Origin of the sequence: Dyella kyungheensis (assembly GCF_016905005.1) — a bacterium.
GTDB lineage: Bacteria > Pseudomonadota > Gammaproteobacteria > Xanthomonadales > Rhodanobacteraceae > Dyella > Dyella kyungheensis.
In genome coordinates this window covers 370,630-393,870 of sequence record NZ_JADIKC010000001.1, presented here as the reverse complement: position 1 = coordinate 393,870, position 23,241 = coordinate 370,630, and the positions used below count along the sequence as shown (strand labels likewise).

Below are 23,241 nucleotides of genomic sequence, written 5' to 3'. Positions count from 1 at the left end.
CATCGATCCTCGTTGTTGGAGAAAACCATGATCCACCGTTTGCTGGCCGCCATGATGGCGCTGGTCGTTGCCCTGCCCGTGTTCGCTGCGCCCGCTGGCGACGACACCACCGATCGCTACGCCGACGGACGCAACGTCATTGCAGGGCTCGACAAGATCGAGACGCCGCACGGCGTGCAGGAAACCTTCGAGGTGACCCTGGGTGGCGCACGCCAGGTCGTCAACGTTCGCGGCGCGGATCGCGGCAATCCAATCCTGATCTATGTCCACGGCGGCCCGGGTGCGGTGGAGATGCCTTTTGCATGGGCTTTCCAGCGCCCGTGGGAGGACTACTTCACCGTGGTGCAATGGGATCAGCGCGGTGCCGGACGCTCCTACCCGCTGAACGATCCCAAGACCCTCGCACCGACGATGACGGTGGATCGCTACCGCGACGACACCATCGAGCTGATCGAACAGCTGCGCCAGAAGTACGGCAAGAAGAAGGTGTTCCTGCTGGGCCACAGCTGGGGTTCGGTGGTGGGCATGGCGGTGGCGGCCAAGCGGCCGGACCTGCTTTACGCGTACATCGGCATGGGCCAGTTCATCGACCCCGTCGAAGGCGAGCGCAACGGGTTCGAGTGGACGCTGCAGCAGGCGCTGAAGGACAACAACACCGCGGCGGTGAAGGAACTGAAGGCGCTCGAACCCTATCCCGGCGACTTTGCCGGCGATCGCATCGACGGCGAGCGCAAGTGGGCCGTGCATTACGGCGCGTTGTTCGCGGGCCGCCAGGACGGCGATTTCTACTACCGCCTGCCGCACCTGTCGCCCGATTATTCGTCCGCCGACATCAAGGCCTGGGGCGAAGGCAGCGACTTCACCATCAAGTTGGTGGCGCCGCTGATGGCGAAGGCGAGCTTCCGTTCGCTCGACCATCTCGACTGCCCCATCATCCTGTTCGAAGGCCGCCACGACGAGCTGATTCCCTCGCCCGTGGCCTGGTCGTGGTTCGAGCGCCTGCAGGCGCCGGACAAGCACTTCGTCTGGTTCGAGAACTCCGGGCATATGATGATGATCGAGGAACCGGGTCATATGCTGGGCGCGCTGCTGCAATACGTGCGTCCGCTGGCCCCGTGAGCGAACCGCCACTGTTAGGTGCATCTTGACTACGCCAACGCTGCAACACCCCTTGCTGCTCAAGGGTCACATGATCGAACTTCGTCCGGTGGAAGAGGAAACCCTGGACGAATTGTTCGAGGTCGGTCGTGATCGCGAGATCTGGCGCCTGACCTCGGTGGATTACTCCGATCCCGCGATCTTCTATCCCAACTTCAGGACGGCCTTGAACGACCGGGCGCTCGGCAAGGCCTATCCGTTCCTGGTCTGCCTTCGCGATGGCGGTCGCGTGATCGGCACCACCCGCCTGCTGGAGATCCACCCGCAGGACAAGAAGATCGAAATCGGCGTGACCTGGATCGCCAGCGAGTTCTGGGGCAGCGGCGTCAACACCGAGTGCAAGCAGATCCTGCTGGCGTATTGTTTCGACGTGCTCGGCGTCAACCGGGTGCAGTTCCGCGCCAAGGCCGACAACGCCCGCTCGCGCCGCGCGCTGGAGAAGATCGGCGCGGTGTTCGAGGGCGTCATGCGCAAGGACAAGATCGAAGCCAACGGTCGCCCTCGTGACACCGCCTTCTACAGCATCGTGCGCGAGGAATGGCCCGAGGTGAAAGCCAGGCTCATGGCTCGACTCGTCGTCGCTTGAATCCGCCGGTTGTGTACACGCGCACAAGGCGCAGGCTGCATGGTTACGTCACGACATATTGCCTAGCATGCGCCGGCGTGATGACCGCCCAGCGAGGATGCCATGATCGATCTGTACACCTGGAAGACACCCAACGGCCGCAAGCCTGTCATAGCGCTGGAAGAACTGCAGCTCGACTACACCATCAAGCCGGTCGATATCGGCCGTGACGAACAGTTTCAGCCTGCGTTCGTGGCGATATCGCCCAACAGCAAGATTCCAGGCATGGTCGACCACGACACCTCGGTGACGTTGTTCGAGAGCGGCGCGATCCTGCAGTACCTGGCCGACAAGACCGGACAACTGCTCCCTGCCAGCGGCGCTGCGCGCTACAGCACCTTGCAATGGTTGAACTGGCAGGTCGGCGGCGTGGGGCCGATGTTCGGGCAACTCGGCTTCTTCGCCAATCGCGCGAAGGAGAAACTGCCGCTGGCGATCGATCGCTACCTCACCGAATCCAAGCGTCTTCTCGATGTGCTCGAACAGCGTCTTTCGCGCTCCGCCTATGTCGGCAACGACGAGTACAGCATCGCCGACATCGCCATCTATCCCTGGGTGGTTGGCGTAATGGACGTCAATCCAACGCTGCTGGCCGACGCGCGCAACACGCGCCCGTCGATGGACCGCTGGATGACCACGCTCGCCAAGCGACCGGCCGTGATCAAGGGCATGAAGGTCCTGCAGGACGCCTGAGCGGCTCCCTTCGGTAGGTACGTAGAACTACCTAAAAATCCCTGCGTAGTTCATCGCTTGTGACGCGGCTGGCCGGCATGGAAGCTGGGCGAACATCGTTCGCCCACGTCCGCCATCACGTCCAGGAGAATGCCATGTTGAGCCCCCCGCTCGGCCGCAGTGTCGTCGTCATCGCTCTCGCGGCATGGCTGGATCCCGCCGCGCAGGCGGCCGTCTCCACGGCGGAGGCGCGCAGCATCGCGCGCGATGCGTATGTGTTCGGCATCCCGATGGTCGATACGTATCGCGTGATGTACGCCTATAGCGTCGACAAGGACAATCCGCAGTACAAGGGACCGTTCAATTCGGTACTCAACATCGCACGTGTATTCACGCCCGACGACACGGCCTTCGTGACGCCCAACTCCGACACGCCTTATACGTTCGTGGGACTGGACCTGCGCAGCGAGCCGATCGTGGTCAGCGTGCCGAAGATGGAGAAGAACCGCTACTTCGTCTTCCAGCTGATGGATCTGTACACCTTCAACTTTGCCTATATCGGCTCGCGCACCACCGGCAACGACGGCGGCAACTATCTGATCGCCGGTCCCGGCTGGAAAGGAAGCACACCCAAAGGCATCAAGCAGGTCATCCATTCGGAAACCAGCCTGATCAGCGTCATCGGGCGCACGCAGCTGTTCGATCCCGCCGACCTCGACAACGTGAAGACGATCCAGGCGGGCTACAAGGTTCAGCCGTTGTCGGCCTTCGAGGGCACGGCCGCTCCGCCGCCAGCGCCGCCGGTGAACTGGCTCAAGCCCATCGCGCCCACCGAAGAGCGCACCTCGCTGGCCTTCTTCAACGAACTTGCCTTCCTGCTGCAGTTCACGCTGCCTCCACATCCCAGCGAAGTGGCCTTGCGCAAGCGCTTCGCCGAGATCGGCATCGAACCGGGCAAGCCGTTCGATGCGTCCGCGCTGTCGCCGGCACTGCAGGAAGCGCTCAAGCAAGGCATGCTCGACGGACAGAAGGAAATCGACGCGAAGCGTGCGTCACTGCACGGCCGCACCGACCAGTTGTTCGGCGATCGCGCCTTCCTCAAGAACGACTACGTGGCGCGCGCTACCGGCACCCAGGTAGGCATTGGCGCCAACTCGCGCGACGAAGCGCTCTACCCCATTCTCGACCACGACGCGCAGGGCGAAGCGCTCGATGGCAGCAAGCACAAGTACACGCTGCGCTTCGCCAAGGGCCAGCAACCGCCGGTGAATGCGTTCTGGTCGATCACCATGTACGACCTGCCGCAGCAGTTGCTGGTGAAGAACCCGATCGATCGCTACCTGATCAATTCGCCCATGCTCGGCCAGATGAAGACCGATCCGGACGGCGGATTGACCCTGTATATCCAGGCCGATTCGCCCGGCAAGGACAAGGAATCGAACTGGCTGCCCGCGCCCAAGGGGCCGTTCGTCACCTTCATGCGCTACTACTGGCCCAAGCCCGCGCTGCTCGACGGTCAGTGGAAAACGCCATCGATCCAGCGCGCCGATTGATGCCGAGGCAAGGCTCCGCATGTCCGCGGAGCCTTGCCGTCCCGCTCAATGATGCTCGGGTTTGGGCGTGGCGACGAAGCCGTGCCGCTTGCCGTTGCTGTCGAAGTACTCGCCGGCAACCACGCCGAAGTTGTTGATCGCGGTGACGATGGTGGCCGCGGCACCCGGCAGGTCGAGCGTCTGGAATTTGCCCTGCGACTCGACGAAACCATGGATCGCTCCGCTGGGTTCGGTGTAGTAGCCGGCGATCTGGCCGTGATCGGTGACGCCGAACGCTACCGTGGCGGCGGCACCGGGCACATCGATATTCGAGACCTTGCCGTTCGCGCTGCGATAGAAGCCGTGCGTGGCAGCCGGATCGACATCCCAGTAACCCACGATCTCGCCGCTGTCGTTGATGCCCAGCGGATAGGTATCGCGCGCACCGGCCACGTCGATCGGCGTATCCCAGCCGAAACCGCGGCGCAGGATGCCGTGAAACACACCATCGGCATCCCAGTACACGGCGGCAATGGCGCCGAAATCGTTGAGGCCGTCGACATTGGCATTGAGATGGCCGGGGAAGTCCACCGTGGCCACATGCTTTCCGCTGATTACGAAGCCGTGTTGCACGCCGCCCGCATCGGTATAGCCGCCGAAGGTCTGGCCCAGGTCGTTGGGGCCGCCCGCTGCGCTGAAATAGGTGCCCATCAGCGCCGGATCGAGCGCCTCGAAGCGGCCGTGGCGATAGGCCATGGCATGCGAGGTGCCGCCATTGACGGCGTATTGCCCGGCCAGCTCGCCGAAATCGTTGATGCCCCAGAAGATGGTGAGCGAGGAACCGGGATAGTCCAGCGTCTGGTAGCTGTAGGTCACGGCATGGCTGGCCGAGGCGGCGGTGGCGGCATCCCCTGCCATGGCGTTGCCGGCAAAACCGGCGAGTGCAAAGGCCAGCACACTGGCGGCCCTTGTGAGGCGGCCGTACGTAGAGCGATGATTCAACATGACTTCAATCCTCTTGTGGGTGCGTCGGGCGATGGCATTCCCTGGGTCTGCGGCCGTTCCAAACGGCGCCATCTCTCCTTACAGCGCAAAACAGGCGCCATCACCGACACGCCTCATGCAGAGGGAATGGCCGGCGGGGTCGTGGCAGGCATGACCGCCGATCTCCACATCACCGAAGTGCTCTCGCGCGCCGCCCACGGCGACGCGGCCGCCATCGATGCGCTGATCCCGAAGATCTACGCCACGCTGCATCGCCTGGCGCGCCATCAGCGTGCGCGCGAGTCGGCGCACACGCTGGAAACCACCGCGCTGGTGCACGAGGCCTACCTGAAACTGGTCTCGCAGGACGCCGTGACGTTCACCGATCGCGCCCACCTGTACGCGTACATGAGCCAGGTGATGCGCCATATCCTGATCGACCATGCGCGGCGCAGGAAGGCACAGAAGCGCCAGGCGCCTGAGATCACGGCGCCCGCGGACCACTCCGAGATCATCGACGTGCTGGCCATCGACGAGGCGCTGACCCGGCTAGCGGCCACCGACGAGCGACTGGCGCGCGTGGCCGAGCTGCGGCTGTTCGCCGATCTTTCCAGCCCGGACATCGCCGAGGTGATGGGCGTCAACGCACGCACGGTGGAGCGCGACTGGCTGAAGGCGCGCACCTTCCTGTCGGCCTGCCTGATGCCTGATTCGTGAATCCATGTCGGTGTTGGCAGGGTAAATACGCTATTGGGGTATATCCGCACGGGAATACGCACTGCCGATGATTTCCGCCTTTGCCCAACGCTGGCATGAGATCGAACCGCTGATCGATCGCCTGTTCGACGTCGCGCCGGCCGAGCGCGCCGAGTGGCTGCGCCAGCATTGCGCCGACGCCACGCTGCGCGTGCTGGTGGTGCAGGCGCTGGACAACGCGCCCGGCATCGACGCACTGGAACGCGGCATGGCGCAGTGGTTGCCGGTGCTGGTGGACGATGCCACCGAGTCGTTGCCGGTCATTGCAGGCTATCGCGTACTCCGCTTCGTGGGTGCGGGCGGCATGGCCAGCGTGTTCGAGGCGGAGCGCGAACTTCCCGGCGGCCCGCAGACGGTGGCGCTCAAGCTGTTGCGCATCGACGTGCACGATGCCGACGAGCGGCGCCGCTTCCTGCGCGAGCAACGCATCCTGGCGCGTCTGCAACACCCGCATATCGCGCAACTGCTCGACGCGGGTTTCTCGCCCAGCGGCACGCCGTTCCTGGCGCTGGAGTACGTGGCCGGCGACAACCTGGTGGTGCACTGCGAACGCCGGCGCCTGCCGGTGCGCGAACGCCTGTCGCTTTTCATCGACGTGTGCGCGGCGGTGGAGCATGCGCATCGCAGCCTGATCGTGCACCGCGACCTCAAACCCAGCAACGTGCTGGTGAGCGCGCAAGGCAGCGTCAAGCTGCTCGACTTCGGCATCGCCAAGCTGCTCACCGGCGACAACGACCGCACGCGCACGGAAGTGCGCCGCCTCACCCGTGCCTATGCCGCACCGGAGCAATTCGGCGGCGATGCGGCCACCACAGCCATCGACGTCTACGCGCTGGGCGTGCTGCTGGCCGAACTGCTGCAGGGCGAACTGCCGCGACGCGCGGATGATCGCGAGCTGGCGCGGACGCCTGCGTTCGACGATGAAGCCCTGCGCAAGAAACTCGGCATCGACCTGCACGCGATCGTGCAGCAGGCCACGCGCGCGGAACCGAACCGTCGCTATGCAAGCGTGGGCGCGCTCGGTGCCGACATCCAGCGCTATCTGGAGGGCAAGCCGCTGCAGGCGCGTGCCGATACGCTGGCCTACCGCGTCGCGATGTTCACCCGCAGGCATGCGCTGGGCGTTTCGGTCGGTGCCATGATTGCGATGGCGCTGGCCAGCGCCACCGCCGCCGGCCTGTACGAAGCGCGTCAGGCCAGCCGCTCCGCGCAAGAGGCCCGCGCGCAGGCGCAGGCTGCCGAGAGCGAAGCGCGTCGCGCCGGCGCGCTCAAGTCGTTTCTCGAAGGCTTGTTCGATACCTCGTCGCATGGCACGGAAGCGAACGAAACCGCGCAGGAACTGCTGGCGCGCGGACGCGAACGCGCCGACCGCGACTTCGCCATGCAGCCCGCGCTACGCGCCGAGATCATCGCGCTGGTGGGCGATCTGGAGCGCCGCAGCGGACATCCCGAGCGCGCCTGGTTGCCGCTCGAAGAAGCGGCCACGCTGGCGAAGATGGAGTTCGGCGCCACCGACCGCCGCACCCTGCACGTCGAATACCTGCTGGCCAGGGAAGCCGACGAACTGGGCCGCGTGCGCGATGCGACCTCGCGCCTGCAAACCGCCATAGCGGCCTTCGAAGCCGGCCCCAACCATGATTCGCCGGAAGAAGTGGTGGCGCTCGCCTGGCTCGCCGGCCTCGACGAACGGATCGGCGAATCGGCCAGGGCAATCGAGGTGGGCAACCAGGCGCTGGCATTGGCGCGCCGCATCCTGCCCGACGATAGCGAGGCCTTGACCGAGGCCGTGATGAACCTGGGATGGATCCTGATGGATGCCGGCCATCCCGAGCGCGCGGCGCCACTGCTGCGCGAGGCGCTGGCGCGCAAGCGCATCCACCTGGGCACGCGGCATGCCGAGATCGCCGATACGCTGGCGATCCTGACCTCGGACCTGATCAAGCTCGGGCGCTACGGCGAGAGCGAACAGACCATGCGCGATGCGATCGACATCGATGCCAGCGCCTATACGCATCCCAATGCGCACACCGCATGGCATTTGAACGATCTGGCCAATGTGTTCGTGCTCGAAGGCAAGTTCGACGAAGCCGCGGTGTTCTACGCCAAGTCGATCGCCATCGACGAGGATCTGGCGCCCGCCGGTGGCCTCAACCAGGCGATCAGCATCGGCAATCGTGGGCGGCTGCGCTTTTCGCAGGGCGCGTATGCCGATGCGGAAGCCGATCTACGCGACGCGCTGAACCGCAAGCAGCGCCTGCTGGGTGCGGACTACGCGGACAACGGCCGCAGCAACGACCGCGCGTCGCTGGCCCAGGTGCTGATCGCACGCGGCCATCTGGATGAAGCGCGCACGTTTGCCGACGGCGCGCTGTCCGAAGCGCAGCGGCGCCACCGCGATGCGCATCCGGACACCGCCTTTGCGCTGGCCGTGCAAGCCGAACTCGCCGCCGCCAACGGTGCCGATGACCGCGCGGCGATCCTGGCGCACGATGCGGTCGCGATGTACACCGCACTGGCGGACGAACGTTCGGACCGGGCCATCCGTACGCGTCTTCTGTATGGCGACATCCTGCAGTCGCTGGGACGCCACCGCGATGCCGCCAACGAACTTGCCGACGCGCTCGCCACCGCCAGCACCATCACGCCCAGCGCACCGGCCATCGTCGCCCGTGCGGATGCGGAGCTTGCGCGTGCCGATGCGGCCCTGGGCAACGACACCGCCGCCGAACCCCTGCGTACCGAAGCCAGGGCCTTGCTGACCGAAATCGAACCGGGCCCGAACACCGACCGCGACGCGACGCTACGCCTGCTCGCCGACACTCGCACCAGCAAGCACTGATCACCCGCCTAGGCAGTCCGGTGCAGCGCGACCAGACGCGTGTCCCGCCGGTTCGCCCAGCGGTTCAACGCCGCGCAGAGCAGCAGCAACGCGGCCGTGACGAAAAAGACCTCGCGCAAACCCACCCACGCGCCGATCTGCCCGCCCATCAGCGGCCCTGCGACCTGGCCGGCAAATTGCGAAGACTGCAGATAGCCCAGCGTCTTGCCGGTCTTGTGATCCTCCACCAGCGCACGCACGCCTTTGGCAACCGCGGGCAGCAGCCCGGCCATCGACATGCCCATCAGTCCGCGCAGCACCGCCAGCTGCCACCATTGCGTGACGAAGGCCTGCGGCAGCATCACCAGGGCGGTGACGAGCAGGCAGCCGATGATCACCCGGTCGCTGCCGACGCGATCGGCGAACGCGCCCAGGCGCGCCGAGGTGAGCATGCTGCCGAAGGCCGAGGTCGCCATCACGATGCCCGCGAAGCGCGCCAGACGATCGTGCGGCACGCCGAGTTGGCCGATATACACGGTGATGATCGGCTCGATCGACATGTTCGCCAGCAGCACCATCATGGCGGTGGCCAGCAAGGTCAACATCAACGGCTTGTGCGCCATGCCGGCAGGCGCGTGTTCGTGCGACGGCGCCCGCGTGTCCAGCGCTCGATCGAAATCTTCGCGCACAAAGAACAGCGTGATCAACGCAGCCAGCGCAATCACCCCGCCGCCCACGAAGAAGGTGCCGCGAATGCCCACCAGGTCCGGCAGGAAACCGCCAACCAGCGGCCCTACCAGGCTGCCCGAAAGCGCACCGATGGAAAGCACGCCCAGCGCCCAGCCAGACCGGTGGCGCGGCGCCTGTGTGCCGACCATCACCGTCGCCGCCGAGGCATAGCCGCCCACCAGGCCTGCCAGCAGGCGCAGCAGCACCAGCTCCATCACGCTGTGCGCCATGCCGATCAGCGACATCATCACCGCCATGCCGATCGCTGCACGCACCAGCATCGGCTTGCGGCCGTAGCGGTCGGCCAGATGGCCCCATAGCGGCGCGGTGAGCGCGGTGCCGAGAAAGGTCGCGCCAAAGGCAATGCCGGACCACTGCACGATCGACGCCGGCGAGCTGACGCCCAGTTGCTCGACATACAGCGGCAGGAACGGCAACAGCATGCTCAGGCTCACCAGCGTGCTGAAGGAGCCGAACACGGCAATCGCCAGATTGCGTTTCCAATAGGCGGCGTTGCGCTCGGAATAACCGGCAGCCGCGTTCGTCGCCACGCCGGGCGACTCAATGGTATCTGTGTGCATGGAGATTTCGCTTGTCCTTGGGAGCGATGCGGCGCGTCGGCCGCATCGTCGCCCGCGCTATTTCTTTTCCGCGGCCCGTTGTGCGCGGAACGCTTCCGCGGGCAAACCGCCCCAGCCCCAGTTCTCCATCTCCACTTCGTCGATCACCACGAAGGTGGAGTCCAGCGGCTTGTGCAGCACGTCGAGCAACAGCTGGCTGACGCCCTTGATCAGCAGCGCCTTCTCTTCCGCCGTCACCGCGCTGCGTCCGGGTGCGGAACCTTCGCGGGTGACCTTGATGTTCACGATAGGCATGGCTCTATCCTCCAGTGATGAGGGGTGGACGCTCGCCCACCCCTCGTGATGGATCAGTGACCGGCGCTCTGGCCGCCATCGACGTGCAGGATCTCGCCCGTCACGAAGCCCGCGGTGTCGAGATAGATCACTGCATCGGTGACATCGGAGATCTCGCCCATGCGGCCTACCGGGTGCAGGCCGGCCAGTGCACCATGGCTTTCCGGCGCATGCATCGGCGTCTTGATCACGCCCGGCGCCACCGCATTCACGCGGATGCCGCGCTTGGCGTATTCGATCGCCAGCGACTTGGTGGCGGCGTTGAGACCGCCCTTGGTCAGCGAGGCGAGTACCGAAGGCACGCCGTCGATCGCATGGTCGACCAGGCTGGTGGTGATGTTGACGATGTGGCCGCTGCCCTGCTTCTCCATTTCAGCGATGGCCAGCTGGGTAATGTGGAAGAAGCCGTTGAGGTTGACCGAAATATTGTCGGCATAGTCCTGTTCGGTGAACGCGGTGAACGGCTTGGCGGTGAAGATGCCGGCGTTGTTCACCAACGTGTCGATGCGGCCGAAGCGGGCGATCGCTTCCGCCACCACGCGCTGGGCCACGGCACGGTCGCCGATGTCGCCGGCGACGGCGATCACGTCCGGATCGCTCGACGGCTTGATCGAACGCGAGTTGGCGATCACGCGATAGTTGCGGTCGCGGAAGGCCTTGACCAGGCCTGCGCCAATGCCTTGCGAGGCACCCGTGATGATGGCGACTTTCTGCTGACTGTTCATGAGAGGGTTCACTCCAGGATGGGGATAAGAGCTTCAGCTCGATGCTGATCGGCTCTGCGTTGCCGACACCCACAATCTAGGCGCGTACCCAGCGTTAGAGAATTCCTGCTATCCGGCAGACACTCTTCCGCGCGGCGGTTGAATCGGCGCCTCGGACACGAACGAAGCGTCCTTCGCCAGGCAGGCGAAACGCGAGCGCAGGCGCGGCAAGGCAAAGTCGACGAAAGCCCTCACCTTGGGCACGGACAGACGTCCATACGGCGACACGATGTTCACCGGCAGCGGCGGGGGCTCGGCCTCGGCCAGCAGCACCTGCAACTTGCCGGCCCTGATTTCCGGTGCCACGTGGTAGGACAACAGGCGCGTCACGCCGTGGCCGTCTACCGCCGATTCGATCGCGGCGCGGATATTGTTGACCATCAGCCGCGGCGTGAACGACACGGAGCGCGATACCGACGAGCCGTCCAGGGGCGGGAAGCTCCACGAATCCATGCCCATGTGGGCCATCGCGACGATCTGCTGCTTGGCCAGGTCCGCCGGCTCGGCAATGCGTGGATGCGTGGCCAGGTAGCGCGGCGAGGCCACGATCACCCGGCGCACTTCGCCAACGGGATGCGCCACCAGCGTGGAATCGGCCAGATGGGTGATGCGCAGCGCCAGGTCCATGCCCTCTTCCACCAGGTTGACCGGGCGTTCGAGCAGGTGCATGCGCACGTTGACGGTGGGGAATTCATCGATGAAGGCATCGACGATCGGCCGCAGGATTTCCACGCCCGCGAACACCGTCGCGGAAATGGTCAGCGTGCCGCGCGGCACCGAACGCTCGCCTGCTGCGTTGCGGTCCGCTTCTTCCAGTTCCAGCAGCATCTTGCGGCAGGCGACGGCGTAGCGTTCGCCCGCTTCGCTCAACTTGATCGAGCGCGTGGTCCGATGCAGCAGCGGCACCCCGACATGCGCTTCGAGAAAAGCGATGGCGCGGCTCACCGCCGCGGCGGAACGCCCGGTCTTGCGGCTGGCGCCGGCGAGGCTGCCCTCGTCCAGCGCAGCGACGAACACCTTCATGGCGTCGATGCGATCCATGGGAATGCCTTGCCTGTCGGTGTTGAAACCGGGTCGGGAAAGTGTCCTACAACTGTTCCGATGGCGACTAGCTGCAGAACGTGATGATCAGATCAGCTCGTCGCCTGCCGCCACTCGCCGATGAGGGTCTGCATCAAAGCAGCCGAGGACATGGGCCGCGCCAGCGGTGCACCCTGCCCGGCCCAGTGCGCGCCATAGCCGGCTTCGCCAGCGGCACGTCCTGCCGCGTTCAACGCTTTGCCGGCATCGTAGGCGGTGGGATAGTCGGGAATTTCAGCATCCGCCACGCTGGCACCGAGGCGCGTGAACAGGCTGGCCAAGCTGCGCGCGGGGCGACCGGATACTGCCCGCGTCATCGCGGTGGCGTTGGCGGCGTCGCTGGCCATCGCCTGGCGATAACCGGCATCGGCCAGCGATTCGTCGGTCACCACGAACGCCGTGCCCAGCTGTGCCGCTGCGGCGCCCAGTTCCAGCGCCGCCGCGATGCCGGCGCCGTCCATGATGCCGCCTGCGGCAATCACCGGGATGCCCACGTTCTTCACCAGCAGGCGCGTCAACGCGAACGTACCCAGCCGGGTGTCGTCGAGATCGGGATCGAACATGCCGCGATGGCCGCCTGCTTCGTAACCCTGCGCCACCACCGCGTCGATGCCGGCGGCTTCGATGGCCTTGGCCTCGTGCAGGTTGGTGGCCGATGCCATCAGGAATACACCGGCATCGTGCAAGGCCTTCAGCTGGTCGGGCCGAGGCAGGCCGAAATGAAAACTCACCACGCGGGGCTTTTCAGCCACCAGCATGGCAAGCATGTCGTCATCGGCGAGAAACGAGGTGTAGATTTCTTTCAGCGCCGACGGCGGCGTGGCGCCGAAGCGCTTGAATTCCGGCGCGAGCCGCGCGATCCAGGCAGCTTCTTTCACCGCGTCCGCATGCGCGCGCCGGTGCACGAACAGGTTGATGTTGAGCGGGCCGCTGCTTGATTGGCGAAACGCGTGAGTGGCCTCGCGCGCCTTGCCTGCGTTCATCGCTCCCACGCCCAGCGAACCCAGCCCGCCGTTGTTGCTGACCGCCGCCGCCATTGCCGGCGATGAAATGCCGGCCATCGGCGCCTGGATGATGGGCACGCTCATGCCGATGGCGCTGAGCAATGACGACGATGCGACGCTGGCCATGGCGGCTGGCTCCTGGCTCGATGGGGACACCGCGGACTGTACCGTCCGCCATGCCCCATCGAAACCACCCGAGCCGGCAGTCAGTCTTCCGCGGCGCGAAAGAATGCTGCGACTTTCGTATCAAGCCGACGCGAGGCCATAGCGAGCGGCGGGCTTGGTGTGCGACAGGTTCGGCATCAGCTTCTGGCGCGCTGCTTCGTAGCTACCCCAGTCGGCCGCATCGGGCAAGGCGGGAATGGTGACCAGCTCGCCCTGGTCGAGGCCCGCCAGCGCCGCGTCCACCATGTTGTCGGCCGTCATCACCCAGGCCGGCGGCAGGTTGCTGACCGGATGGCCCAGCACGTCCCAGAACTCGGTGGCAGTTGCACCCGGCAATACGGCCTGCACCTTCACGCCCTTGTCGGCCAGTTCGTGATGCAGTGACTGGGAGAACGCCAGCACGTAGGCCTTGGAGCCGCCGTACACGCCGTTGAGCATTTCCGGTGCCACCGCCACGATGGAGGCGATGTTGACCACCGTGCCATGGCCGCGCTCGACGAAGCCGGGCACCGCCGCATAAGCGAGGCGCGTCAGCGCGTTCACGTTGAGCGAGATCATCTCGGACATGCGTGCCACGTCCGATTGCAGCAGCGGCGTCGCGGCACCGAAGCCTGCGTTGTTGACCAGCAGGGTAATGCTGCGGTCGTTGCGCAGCAGCGCTTCCACCTTGGCCAGTTCGGTCGCGTCGCCGAGGTCGGCCGGGAACACCTGCACCGAGCGGCCGGTGGCATCGGTCAGGCGGCGGGCCAGGTCGCTCAGGCGTTCGCGGTTGCGCGCCACCAGGATCAGGTCGTAGCCGCGGCGGGCCAGGCGGTCCGCATAGATGGCGCCGATGCCGGATGAGGCGCCGGTGATCAGGGCCGTGCCCTTGGGTTGGGTCGTCATGTCGTTGCTCCACAGGTGCCGGCGGGGTGCCGGGGTATGGGGATAGTTGTAAGTCGACCCCATCAAGACTTAAATGTCGCATATGCCACCTTTTAGGACACGGCGAGGCCACCCCATGCAACGTATTGGTTTTGTTATCTTTCACGGCTTCCAGATGATGAGCCTGGCGGCTGCCTCGGTGTTCGAATTCGCCAATATCGAGCTGGAGGAGAGCGTCTACGACGTCCATTACCTGTCCGAGACGGGTGCGGCCGTGCGCAGTTCGTTCGGCATGACGACGCAGAGCGAAGCGTTCTCCGCCGAGCCGTTCGACACCCTGCTGATCTGCGGCGGCGTGGGCATCCCCGAGAGCACGCCCGCACTGCTCGATTTCGTCCGCGAGGCGCCGTCGCGGGCGCGGCGGGTGGCCGCGATCTGCACCGGCACCTTCCTGCTGGCCGAAACCGGCCTGCTCGACGGACGCCGTGCCACCACCCACTGGCTGCTGGCGCGCGAGCTGGCCGAGCGCCATCCGAACGTGGATGTGGAAGAGGACCGCATCTTCATCATCGACGGCGACATCTGGACCTCGGCCGGCATGAGCGCCGGCGTGGATCTGGCCTTGGCGATGGTGGAGAAGGACTTGGGCATCGAGGTGGCGCGCAAGGTGGCGCGCAAGCTCGTGCTCTATCACCGCCGCGCGGGCGGCCAGTCGCAGTTCTCCACGTTGCTGGAACTGGAACCCAAATCCGACCGCATCCAGAGCGCGCTGACCTACGCGAAGAGCCACCTGCGCTCGACGCTGTCGGTGGAAGAACTCGCCGCTGCCGCCAACCTCAGCGCGCGCCAGTTCAGCCGTGCGTTCCGCGCGGAAACCGGCCAGTCGCCAGCCAAAGCGGTGGAGCACCTGCGCATCGAGGCGGCGCGCCTGATGATGGAGCAGACGCGCCATCCGGTCGAAGTGGTGGCGCGCGAGGTGGGATTCGCCGATCGCGAACGCATGCGCCGAGCGTTCGTTCGCGCGTTCGGCCAACCGCCACAGGCGATCCGGCGGCAGTCGCCCGTCTACGAGCCGGACGATCTGGCCACGGCCTGATGGCGCTCAGCGCGCTGCGTGCAAACGACCGTACGCAGCAGGCGGCGTGCCGTAGCGTGTCTTGAATGCGCGGGCAAACGCCGCTTCCGAGGCATAGCCGGCCAACTCCGCCGCCCTGCCCGCCGACAAGCGCCCCGCGCGCAGCGACTGCGCCGCCACGCCCAGGCGCACGCCGTTGACCCAGTCCATCGGCGTCATCCCGCTGATCTCGCTGAAGTGCCGCGCGAAGCTGGCGCGCGAGGTATGCGCCACCTCCGCCATGCTTTGCAGCGTCCAGGCGTGCGCAGGATCTTTCAGCACCGCATCCACCACCAGGGCCATCTTCGGGTGCGCCAGCATGCCCAGGATACCCAGCTGCAGCTGTCCGCTCGCCGTCATGCTGCGAAGGATCAGCGTGAACATCGCGCCGGTGACGCTTTCGACCACGGTGCCCCCGCCCGGCAAGGGGCGCGCCGCTTCGTCACGCAGGACCTGGATGAGTCCGAGCAGCGCATCGCGATGCTCCGTCCTCACGTGCAGCACCTTGGGCAAGCCGGTCCATAAGGCATCGGTAGCGCCCGATAGCTGGAACGCACCGCACAGCATGTCCAGCGCCGGACCGTCGCCGCCATGTTCGATCAGCGTGACGCGGCCATGCGGCCGGCGCCGGTTTTCCAGCATCGGGCGTTGACCATCGATGCCAGCCGTGGTGCTGCGCAGGATGTGCGCGTCGCCGTAGGGAAACAGCAGCACGTCGCCCGGGACCAGCGCGCTGGTCTTGCCGTCCAGCTCCAGCTCGGCGTGGCCGGCCAGGATGATGTGGTACGGCAGATGGTTGGGCGGTGTCGACGGATGGTCGAGCGTCCAATCCCCGGCGAAATGGCATTGCAGCTCCACGGAACCGGTGGGTGCGACGGCGTGCACCAGTCGATCGAGGCCATCCATCGGTTGAGACTCCCGGGCAAAGGATTGAGACGCGCGTGTGCGGAACGAAGGGGGCTCCGTTCCTATCATTTTCACACGGTCAAGGTTTCACCACACACCAACTCTTCAACCCAATACCAGGAGTACATGTCATGAGCCGTCTTGCCACCATCAATGTTGCCGAAGCACCGGAAGAGTCCGCCGCCCTGTTTGCCGCCATCAAGAAGGCGGTCGGCAAGGTGCCCAACGCCTACGCCACCATCGGCAGCAGTGCCCCGAACGTGCTGGCCCATGTGCTGCACACCGGCGCCGTGCTGAAGCAGGGCGAGCTCTCGCCGCTGGAGCTCGAAGCGATCAATCTCGCGGTGAGCGAAGCGTCGCAGTGTGACTACTGTCTCGCCGCCCACAGCATGACCGGCAAGATGGCCGGCTACACCGCCGAGCAGATCCAGCAGATCCGCAAGGGCGGCCTCGAAGGCAACGCCAAGGTCGACGCGCTGATCAAGTTCGCACTGACGCTGGTGACCACCAGCAACACCGTGTCCGCCGACGAAGTCGCCAAGGTGAAGGCCGTCGGTTACAGCGATCGCCAGATCCTGGAAGCGATCCTGGCCATCAGCGCGATCCTGTTCACCAATATGGTCAACCGCGTCAACGACACGGTGCTCGACTTCCCCAAGGCGGCCTGAGGCTGCACGCCGGATCGCGATGCAGATCGCGATCCGGCCGTTCGGCGTGTGCCACGCGCAAAGCTGTCGTTTTGGCAACACAGGATTGGTCACGACGCGATGCACACACCGGTGTCACACGCCCGGGATCGCGCGCCCACTACGGTTTTGTCACCTCTTCCAGTGGAACAAGGTGGCCGTCATGCATCGATCATCCCTCATTATCGCCACGGCATTGTTCATCTCGGTGCCGTTGAGCAGCGAACTCTGGGCCCAGGCCGCCACGTCAGGCGAATCGCCATCGGCGCAGAGTCCCGTATCGGACCAGGAGTTCTTCACCAAGGCTTCCAGCGATGGCGCCGGTGAAGTGCAGATGGGCCAGCTGGCCATGCAGAAGGCCTCTTCGCCGCAAACCAAGGCGCTTGCGCAGCAACTGGTGAAGGACCATACCGCCGCCAACAAGCAGCTGGCCGCGCTGGCCAGCCGCAAACATGCCAACGTGGTGCTGCAGCCACCGCCGTCGGACGTGATGGACAAGCTGCAATCCCTGAGCGGCAGCGATTTCGACAAGGCCTATGCATCGGCGATGGTGGGCGGCCACCAGAAAGCCATTGCGCTGTTCGACGCCGCCTCGCACAGCAGCGACCCGGACGTGAAGGCGTTTGCCAGCGCGACCTTGCCGACGCTCAAGCACCACCTGGAAATGGCCGAAGCGCTGTCCACCCATCCGCCGATGGGCACGCCCTGATCGCCGAACGGTGAACACGCCAAAGCCACGCGATCCCCGTCAAGGGATCGCGTGGCTCATGCCACCCGCAACCATTAATGCGTGGTGGTTGCCGGAGCCGGCGAGCTCTGTGGATAAGCGGGCGTCGGCGCCGTGGCGGGCGTGGCCGGCGATACCGGAGCCGGCGCGGCCGCGGTGCTGGCCGGTGCGGGCGGCGGCGTACTGGCGCTGTCGTCACCCTGGTGACTGCAACCGGCAACGGCTACCAAAGCCAGCACCAGCGGTGCACACATCTTGCGTGTCGAAAAAACCATGGGTTACCTCCGTGGGCGTGAACCAATGAAACCGTGAACCCATAGAACATGGGTCGATAGTGCGCGAGTGGAGCGGAACCGAGTCGTCCTATGTTGCGGTCATGCACGCGCCTTGCGGGTACGGGCTGCCTTCTTGGCAGCGGCGGGACGGCCAGCGGCACCCTTGGTGCGCGCGGCCTTCTTGGCAGCGGTCGAGCGCGATGCGCTGGTGCGCTTTTTCGCGCTCGCCTTCGCCTGCTTGGACACCGCCGAATGCGTGGCGGCCGTGTGCCCTTCCTTCTTCAATGCGCGGGTGGTGGCCCGCGAACGGGTAGTCGAGGGTTTGCGGCGATGCTTGGCGGCGGTCTCGTCCTGCGCGGCTTTCTTGCGCGTCGATGTGCTCGCCGTCTTGCTCACCGGCGCCTTGACGCCAGCGCGCCTGGCCTTGGACAGGCCGATGGCAATCGCCTGCTTGGTGGAACGCGCACCGTGTTTGCCTTCGCGTACGTGTTCGATTTCCTCGCGCACGAACTCACCGGCCTGCGTACTGGCCGATTTGCCTTGCCGTTTGTCGCGCGTCACGGCTTTGCGCGTCTTTGCTTCGGGCATAGCGGACTCCTGATCGAGTGTGCCTAATGATCTAAGCCACCGGATGTGCAGCGCACGTCATCCTTTCGCACAACATTCGACCACGTTCAGTGAAGACTCATGCTCCTGCCCACGTCGGTCACATGCCGACACCACGGCGTTCACGCCGGCCATGCAAGCCTGCGGGCATGAAAATCCGGCATGTCTACAGCACCGTCGGCATCGGCGCCGCGAACCGCGCCATCCAGGCCGCGCGCGAAGCCGGCATCGCCGATCGCGACATTTCGCTGGTCGCGCGCGACGATATTTCGATGGATCGCATCCCGGACGATCGCAAACTGGTGATGAACGACTTCTATCCGGCCGCACTTCGCGGCGCCGTCACCGGCGGCGCTTCCGGACTGATTGCGGGCATGCTGGCCCTGGTCACGCCCATCGGCCTGACCATTGCCGGTGTGGGCGCCATGGCGCTGATTGGCGTGGCGACAGGCGCCTGGGTGAGCGCATTGGTGGGCTCGTCGGTACCCGATGTGGTGCACCGGGAGTTCGAGCAGGAGATTCGCGAAGGAAAGATTCTTATCGTGATCGATGGCGATGTCGACACGCTGCATCGCGCACATCACGCCCTGATGGCCCTGGGTGCGCGTCACCTGGACTTTCATCGCGCCACCGCATTGACCTAGCCGGTCCGGGAGGACACGCCGTGAGCAATCTGATCGTGGCCAAATTCGACAACCAGTTCGCCGCCGCCTCGGCCTTCGACAAGCTGATGTCCCGCGGCCTGCCCCGGCGCAAAGGCGTCGTGCAATGCGACGAAAGCGTGGGCCGCTCGGCCGCCAGCGCCAGTGCGCCGACCACCGTGGTGTCGCGCGTCAGTCACCGCGGCGAGCGCGAGGGCGAGCAACACCATCTGCGCGCACCCGACGTGCTGCCGCCGCCGGTGGAGATCGGTTTCGCCGTGCTTACCGTGGAGATCGACGACGACGGTTCGCTCGAAGAAGTGATCGCCGTGATGCGCGAGCTGGAGGCGATCGCTGTGCATATCCTCGCCGGCGAATCGCTGAAGGAAGACGATGCATCGCTCTGGCCCGAACAGGGCATGGGCGACCGCACGGATGTGGAGCGTGCCATCCGCGCCTCGCAGCATGGGAAACACCGCCTGCACTAGCCTCAAAACCTCCTGTGGGAGCGCACCCTGTACGCGACAAACCTACGGAGCGATACATCCCAGCGCACCCGTCGCGCACAGGGTGCGCTCCCACAGGTCGCCTACTTAGGCGAAATTACCTAAGCCGCGGCCCGTAGATGTTCGCTAGCCCGGCGCGGCCCAAGCGGATGAAATACGTGCGCGAAGCGCCCTATGTAGGACGGGCCGCTTCGCCACGGGGCGCCCTCCGCCAGGCGCAGCTCAAACCCGTTCCGCACCGCCTGGCGACCGACATCCGCGGGAGTAGCCCATGGGCGCGCTGGCAAAGATCAAACACGAAATGTTGAAGATGCTGCCGCCGACCATCTTCTTCTTCGTCATGCTCAATCTGGTCGTGCTGGTTCGCGGACTGTTGACCCGCGGCACCGGCCTCTCGCTGCCCACCTTCGCCACCGTGGCGATCTCCGCGCTGATCCTGGGCAAGGCGGTGCTGCTGGCCAACATGCTGCCCTTCATCAACCGGTTTCCGGAAAAGCCGTTGCTGTGGAATGTGCTGTGGAAGACGGTGATCTACAACTTGATCGCCACCTTCATCCACTATCTGGAGCGGCTGCACGAAGCCTGGAAGGACACGCACGACTGGGGCGCGGCACATCACCAGTTGCTCGCCACGATGAACTGGCCGCATTTCTGGGCCATCCAGATCCTGCTGCTGGTGCTCATCTTCAACTACTGCGTGTTTGCCGAGCTGGCGCGCGTGATCGGCGTGGAACGGCTCCGCGCGATGTTCCTCGGGCCGATGCCGGCGAAACCGGATGCGATGTCGGGCGCCTAGAGAGCGGCCGCCGCGCTCGTGGCCCGCGCGTCGGTCGCGGTCACCGTGGCGCTGCCTGCGCTGATCGCCAGGCATTGATCCGCCACCGAGGCCACGCCGGCGCGGTGCGACACCACGATCACAATGGTCTGTGGCAACCGGCGTTTCAAGGCGGCCAGCACGGCCAGTTCCGCGTCGGGATCCAGCGCACTGGTCGCCTCGTCCAGCAGGGCAATCGCCGGACGATGCAGCAGCACCTGCGCCAGCAGCAGCCGCTGCAATTCGCCGCCGGACAGGCGGCTGGACGAACTGCTCAAGGTGGTGTCGAGTGCGCTGGATGTATCGGCCAGCCGCTTGTCCAGGCCGACATCGGCGAGCGCTTGCAGCATCGCGGCATCCGCCGCCTCGGGCGCAGCCCAGCGCAGGCATTCGCGCACCGTGGTCTGCCATGGGCGCACGCTCTGGCTGACATAGGCACCCTTGCTCACCAAGGCCGCGTAGGTAGAAAAATCGACGGCACGCTCGCCCATGCGCGCGTGAAACTGCGCCGGTGCCGTCATGCCGGCCAGCACGTCGATCAGGCTGCTCTTGCCGATGCCCGAGTCGCCGCAGACCAGGGTCAGTTCGCCGGGTACCAGGGTGAGTTCGCGCAGGTCGAGCGGCGTGGGCGCATCGAGCCGAAGCTGGCGGATATGCAGCGCTTCGCGCAGGGCCATCGGCGGGATCGCCGCGGCCGGCACGGCCGCCGCCACGCCGACATGGCGCAACCACAACTGGAACGCCGGAATGGAAGTCCGCAGCTGCTGAAAGTTCTGCCGCGTGGACACCAGGTAAGGCAGCAGGCGCGCCAACAGCAGGCACACGGCGATCAGCGCGGCGCGATCCACGCCGTGCCACCGGTTGGCGATGAAGAAGATCGCGGCAATGCCCAGCGCGGCCAGCATCTCCAGTACCAGCCGGCCCGTGGCGATCAGATCCAGCTGGTGACGATAGCCGTTGCCAAGGCGCTGCGAGATGTCGGCGTAATGCGCCTTCTCGGCATCCTCGCGGCCGAACGAGCGGATATGCCGCCAGCGGCGGGGAAAGTCTTCGCTCATCCAGAACAAACGGGTCAGGTCGGCCACGTACTGCCTGCTGACCGTGGCCTGCTCGCGCCCGTTGATGCGCGAAGCGACCAGCGCGAAACCCACCACCAGCGGCATCGCCAGCAACAGCGCTGGCGACAGCCACAAGGCCATGGCAAGGCAGACCATGGTGGTCATGGCAGCCACCAGCAATTGCAGCAGCGCATTGAAGCCCTGCGTGACGATCTCGACGTTGTAGGTGAGCACGTGGGCGATTTCAGCCGAGGTGGCATCCGACAACGAGGACAACGGCGCATCGATGCGCCGCGCATGCACGGTCTGGCGCAGGTACATACCGTAGCGGCTGGCCAATCGCGTGCCCACGCGGGCCGCCTGCCAGCGCAGCAAGGCAAATATCGCCGAGGCGATGACGAAGGCGAGCGCCTGCATGTCGGGCTCGCCGCGCAGCAACCAGCCCAGACCCGATGGCATCGACTGGTTCGGTGCCACCAGGGGAACGAGGCAGATGGCAGCGAGATTCCCGCTCAGCGCGCTGCCCAACGACAAGGCGACGTACCACGCCATGCCGCCGAAGCCCAGCTTCGCCAGCGTCTCAAAAAAAGGCCGCGACAGGCCACGCAACTGCTCTTGCGACCGCGTGCTTGCGCTTTGCATGACTAGGCAACCACGCGGTGTCTTACACGCGCCCGTCGCGGCACAGTTGGCACCTGATGACAGTGCAGAAAAACACCTCGATCCGCTTCAGCTCCCATGCCCGTAGGTGCCAGGCGGGAAGCGGAAGGTTGCCCGGCTCAGCCAAGCAGTTGCAGCAGCGCGTCCACCGAGTCCGAGGGGTGGCGTCCGCGCCGCAGCTCATAGGCGCCACGGCGCTCCACGGTCTGCACGAAGGCATCCCAGCCAAGCTGCGACGCGGCGTAAGGCTGTTCGGCGAGCAATCTGGGCAGCAGTTCACCGGCGGGAACCGGCCGGACCAGATCCTGCGGATTTTCAGCGGGCTGGCGGGATACGAACACCACGCAGGCCAGTTCCAGGGGCTCCTGCGCGAGGCGGCCACGCCCGTCGCGCAGATCCACTTCGTATTTCTCCACGCCGCTGCGGCGATGAATCGTGGGCGACTGTTCGATCCATCGGCGTTGCCCGGCGTCGTCGATGAAATGCAGCGCATCGCGCTGCACGTGCAGATAATTGGCCACGCCGGTGGCCAGGCCGCTTTCGGGATGCACGAACACCGCATCCTCGGACAGGAAATCCATGCCGCGCAGCAGGCTGTGCAAGGCCAGCGTCGACTTGCCCGCGCCGCTGTCGCCCATCACCAGCGCGCCGCGGCCCTGCCAGCCGACGCAGGCGCCATGCAGCGGCGCCAGCCCCAGTGCGCGCGTGGCCAGCGTGAACACGCTGAACTCGATCAGCTCGTAACGCAGGTGATACGGCCGTTCCAGCATGTCCGGCGAGGCGACCACGAGCGCGCGATGCTGCTCGGGGAACAGCACCGCGTAGTTGCACGCGTCCATCACGCCGCACAGGAAGCCCGCACCCGATTGCAGGTTGACCGGCGGTGGTTCATGCCCCGGCGGCAGCACCCGTGCAGGCCCCAGCCGCAGCTCCACCAGCAAGTCCGGTGGCGTGACCGGCAGTACATGCGGGGGCAGGCCCGCATAGGCCATCGCCGCCACGTTCAGCAAGGCGGCGCTGTCGCTATGGAAACGGACGTGGACGCCCAGCACATGGACGTCCATCGAACACCGTTCAGGCGTCCGCTCGAGAAAGGGGTCGGGGCTCAGTTCGCCCGTCGGTAGGTCTGCGCTGTGGGCCATGGACGTCGTTCAGCAGGATGCGGCGCTGTGATAACACAAGG

General features: G+C 65.7%; 24 protein-coding genes. 12 read left to right on the top strand and 12 right to left on the bottom strand.

Annotated features, from left to right (window positions below; all coding sequences use genetic code 11):
* Positions 1-27: 27 nt before the first annotated feature.
* From ISP20_RS01930 to ISP20_RS01915, 4 genes are all read left to right on the top strand, one after another.
* Entirely contained in the window at positions 28-1,119 is a 1,092-nt protein-coding gene (locus ISP20_RS01930; protein ID WP_204634364.1) for an alpha/beta fold hydrolase, read from the top strand.
* Positions 1,120-1,144: 25 nt separating this feature from the next.
* On the top strand, positions 1,145-1,744 hold the full coding sequence (locus ISP20_RS01925) for a GNAT family N-acetyltransferase (RefSeq protein ID WP_239535167.1): 600 nt from the start codon (positions 1,145-1,147) through the stop codon (positions 1,742-1,744).
* A 102-nt stretch (positions 1,745-1,846) separates the two neighbouring features.
* Positions 1,847-2,476, top strand: coding sequence for a glutathione S-transferase N-terminal domain-containing protein (locus ISP20_RS01920; RefSeq protein ID WP_204634363.1), 630 nt, complete (start codon positions 1,847-1,849; stop codon positions 2,474-2,476).
* A gap of 134 nt (positions 2,477-2,610) precedes the next feature.
* Entirely contained in the window at positions 2,611-4,008 is a 1,398-nt protein-coding gene (locus ISP20_RS01915; protein ID WP_204634362.1) for a DUF1254 domain-containing protein, read from the top strand.
* Between the two features lie 45 nt (positions 4,009-4,053).
* On the opposite strand, the gene ISP20_RS01910 is transcribed toward ISP20_RS01915, so the two are convergent.
* Entirely contained in the window at positions 4,054-4,992 is a 939-nt protein-coding gene (locus ISP20_RS01910; protein WP_204634361.1) for a hypothetical protein, read from the bottom strand.
* A gap of 150 nt (positions 4,993-5,142) precedes the next feature.
* Here ISP20_RS01910 and ISP20_RS01905 point away from each other — a divergent pair, with 150 nt between their 5' ends.
* Both ISP20_RS01905 and ISP20_RS01900 read left to right on the top strand, forming a co-directional pair.
* Positions 5,143-5,688 carry an ECF-type sigma factor gene (locus tag ISP20_RS01905; protein WP_204634360.1) on the top strand — a complete coding sequence of 182 codons (546 nt, stop codon included), beginning with the start codon at positions 5,143-5,145 and terminating at the stop codon, positions 5,686-5,688.
* 67 nt (positions 5,689-5,755) lie between these two features.
* A complete protein-coding gene (locus tag ISP20_RS01900; protein ID WP_204634359.1) occupies positions 5,756-8,566 on the top strand; it encodes a serine/threonine-protein kinase in 2,811 nt (936 codons plus the stop codon).
* Positions 8,567-8,574: 8 nt separating this feature from the next.
* Here ISP20_RS01900 and ISP20_RS01895 read toward each other — a convergent pair whose 3' ends face one another.
* The 6 genes from ISP20_RS01895 to ISP20_RS01870 all read right to left on the bottom strand — a co-directional run bounded on the left by ISP20_RS01895 (position 8,575) and on the right by ISP20_RS01870 (position 14,086).
* Entirely contained in the window at positions 8,575-9,855 is a 1,281-nt protein-coding gene (locus ISP20_RS01895; protein WP_204634358.1) for an MFS transporter, read from the bottom strand.
* A 57-nt stretch (positions 9,856-9,912) separates the two neighbouring features.
* Positions 9,913-10,149, bottom strand: coding sequence for a tautomerase family protein (locus ISP20_RS01890; protein WP_204634357.1), 237 nt, complete (start codon positions 10,147-10,149; stop codon positions 9,913-9,915).
* Positions 10,150-10,202: 53 nt separating this feature from the next.
* Positions 10,203-10,913 carry an SDR family NAD(P)-dependent oxidoreductase gene (locus ISP20_RS01885; RefSeq protein WP_204634356.1) on the bottom strand — a complete coding sequence of 237 codons (711 nt, stop codon included), beginning with the start codon at positions 10,911-10,913 and terminating at the stop codon, positions 10,203-10,205.
* Positions 10,914-11,021: 108 nt separating this feature from the next.
* The gene (locus ISP20_RS01880; protein ID WP_204634355.1) at positions 11,022-11,993 is read right to left on the bottom strand and encodes a LysR family transcriptional regulator; all 972 of its coding nucleotides are present in this window, start codon (positions 11,991-11,993) and stop codon (positions 11,022-11,024) included.
* A gap of 92 nt (positions 11,994-12,085) precedes the next feature.
* A complete protein-coding gene (locus ISP20_RS01875) occupies positions 12,086-13,162 on the bottom strand; it encodes an NAD(P)H-dependent flavin oxidoreductase (protein ID WP_204634354.1) in 1,077 nt (358 codons plus the stop codon).
* Positions 13,163-13,282: 120 nt separating this feature from the next.
* Positions 13,283-14,086 carry an SDR family NAD(P)-dependent oxidoreductase gene (locus tag ISP20_RS01870; protein ID WP_204634353.1) on the bottom strand — a complete coding sequence of 268 codons (804 nt, stop codon included), beginning with the start codon at positions 14,084-14,086 and terminating at the stop codon, positions 13,283-13,285.
* Positions 14,087-14,201: 115 nt separating this feature from the next.
* On the opposite strand from ISP20_RS01870, the gene ISP20_RS01865 reads away from it, so the two are divergent.
* Entirely contained in the window at positions 14,202-15,161 is a 960-nt protein-coding gene (locus tag ISP20_RS01865; RefSeq protein ID WP_204634352.1) for a GlxA family transcriptional regulator, read from the top strand.
* 6 nt (positions 15,162-15,167) lie between these two features.
* Here ISP20_RS01865 and ISP20_RS01860 read toward each other — a convergent pair whose 3' ends face one another.
* Positions 15,168-16,085 (bottom strand): AraC family transcriptional regulator, encoded by a 918-nt coding sequence (locus ISP20_RS01860; protein WP_204634351.1) that lies wholly within the window; start codon positions 16,083-16,085, stop codon positions 15,168-15,170.
* A 131-nt stretch (positions 16,086-16,216) separates the two neighbouring features.
* Here ISP20_RS01860 and ISP20_RS01855 point away from each other — a divergent pair, with 131 nt between their 5' ends.
* A complete protein-coding gene (locus ISP20_RS01855; RefSeq protein ID WP_204634350.1) occupies positions 16,217-16,753 on the top strand; it encodes a carboxymuconolactone decarboxylase family protein in 537 nt (178 codons plus the stop codon).
* Between the two features lie 181 nt (positions 16,754-16,934).
* Positions 16,935-17,480, top strand: coding sequence for a DUF4142 domain-containing protein (locus ISP20_RS01850; RefSeq protein WP_204634349.1), 546 nt, complete (start codon positions 16,935-16,937; stop codon positions 17,478-17,480).
* Between the two features lie 74 nt (positions 17,481-17,554).
* On the opposite strand, the gene ISP20_RS01845 is transcribed toward ISP20_RS01850, so the two are convergent.
* Complete coding sequence (locus tag ISP20_RS01845) at positions 17,555-17,773, bottom strand: hypothetical protein (RefSeq protein ID WP_239535165.1); 219 nt, start codon at positions 17,771-17,773, stop codon at positions 17,555-17,557.
* Between the two features lie 99 nt (positions 17,774-17,872).
* Positions 17,873-18,361 carry a DUF6496 domain-containing protein gene (locus tag ISP20_RS01840; protein ID WP_204634348.1) on the bottom strand — a complete coding sequence of 163 codons (489 nt, stop codon included), beginning with the start codon at positions 18,359-18,361 and terminating at the stop codon, positions 17,873-17,875.
* Between the two features lie 167 nt (positions 18,362-18,528).
* Here ISP20_RS01840 and ISP20_RS01835 point away from each other — a divergent pair, with 167 nt between their 5' ends.
* From ISP20_RS01835 to ISP20_RS01825, 3 genes are all read left to right on the top strand, one after another.
* The gene (locus ISP20_RS01835) at positions 18,529-19,023 is read left to right on the top strand and encodes a hypothetical protein (RefSeq protein ID WP_204634347.1); all 495 of its coding nucleotides are present in this window, start codon (positions 18,529-18,531) and stop codon (positions 19,021-19,023) included.
* A 20-nt stretch (positions 19,024-19,043) separates the two neighbouring features.
* Positions 19,044-19,508 (top strand): hypothetical protein, encoded by a 465-nt coding sequence (locus ISP20_RS01830; RefSeq protein ID WP_204634346.1) that lies wholly within the window; start codon positions 19,044-19,046, stop codon positions 19,506-19,508.
* 289 nt (positions 19,509-19,797) lie between these two features.
* The gene (locus ISP20_RS01825; protein ID WP_204634345.1) at positions 19,798-20,322 is read left to right on the top strand and encodes a hypothetical protein; all 525 of its coding nucleotides are present in this window, start codon (positions 19,798-19,800) and stop codon (positions 20,320-20,322) included.
* On the opposite strand, the gene ISP20_RS01820 is transcribed toward ISP20_RS01825, so the two are convergent.
* Entirely contained in the window at positions 20,319-22,040 is a 1,722-nt protein-coding gene (locus ISP20_RS01820) for an ATP-binding cassette domain-containing protein (protein WP_204634344.1), read from the bottom strand. The genes ISP20_RS01825 and ISP20_RS01820 overlap by 4 nt on opposite strands.
* Before the next feature lie 137 nt (positions 22,041-22,177).
* Positions 22,178-23,122: a phosphoenolpyruvate carboxykinase (ATP) gene (locus ISP20_RS01815; RefSeq protein WP_239535163.1), complete on the bottom strand. Its 945-nt coding sequence runs from the start codon at positions 23,120-23,122 to the stop codon at positions 22,178-22,180.
* Positions 23,123-23,241: the final 119 nt, after the last annotated feature.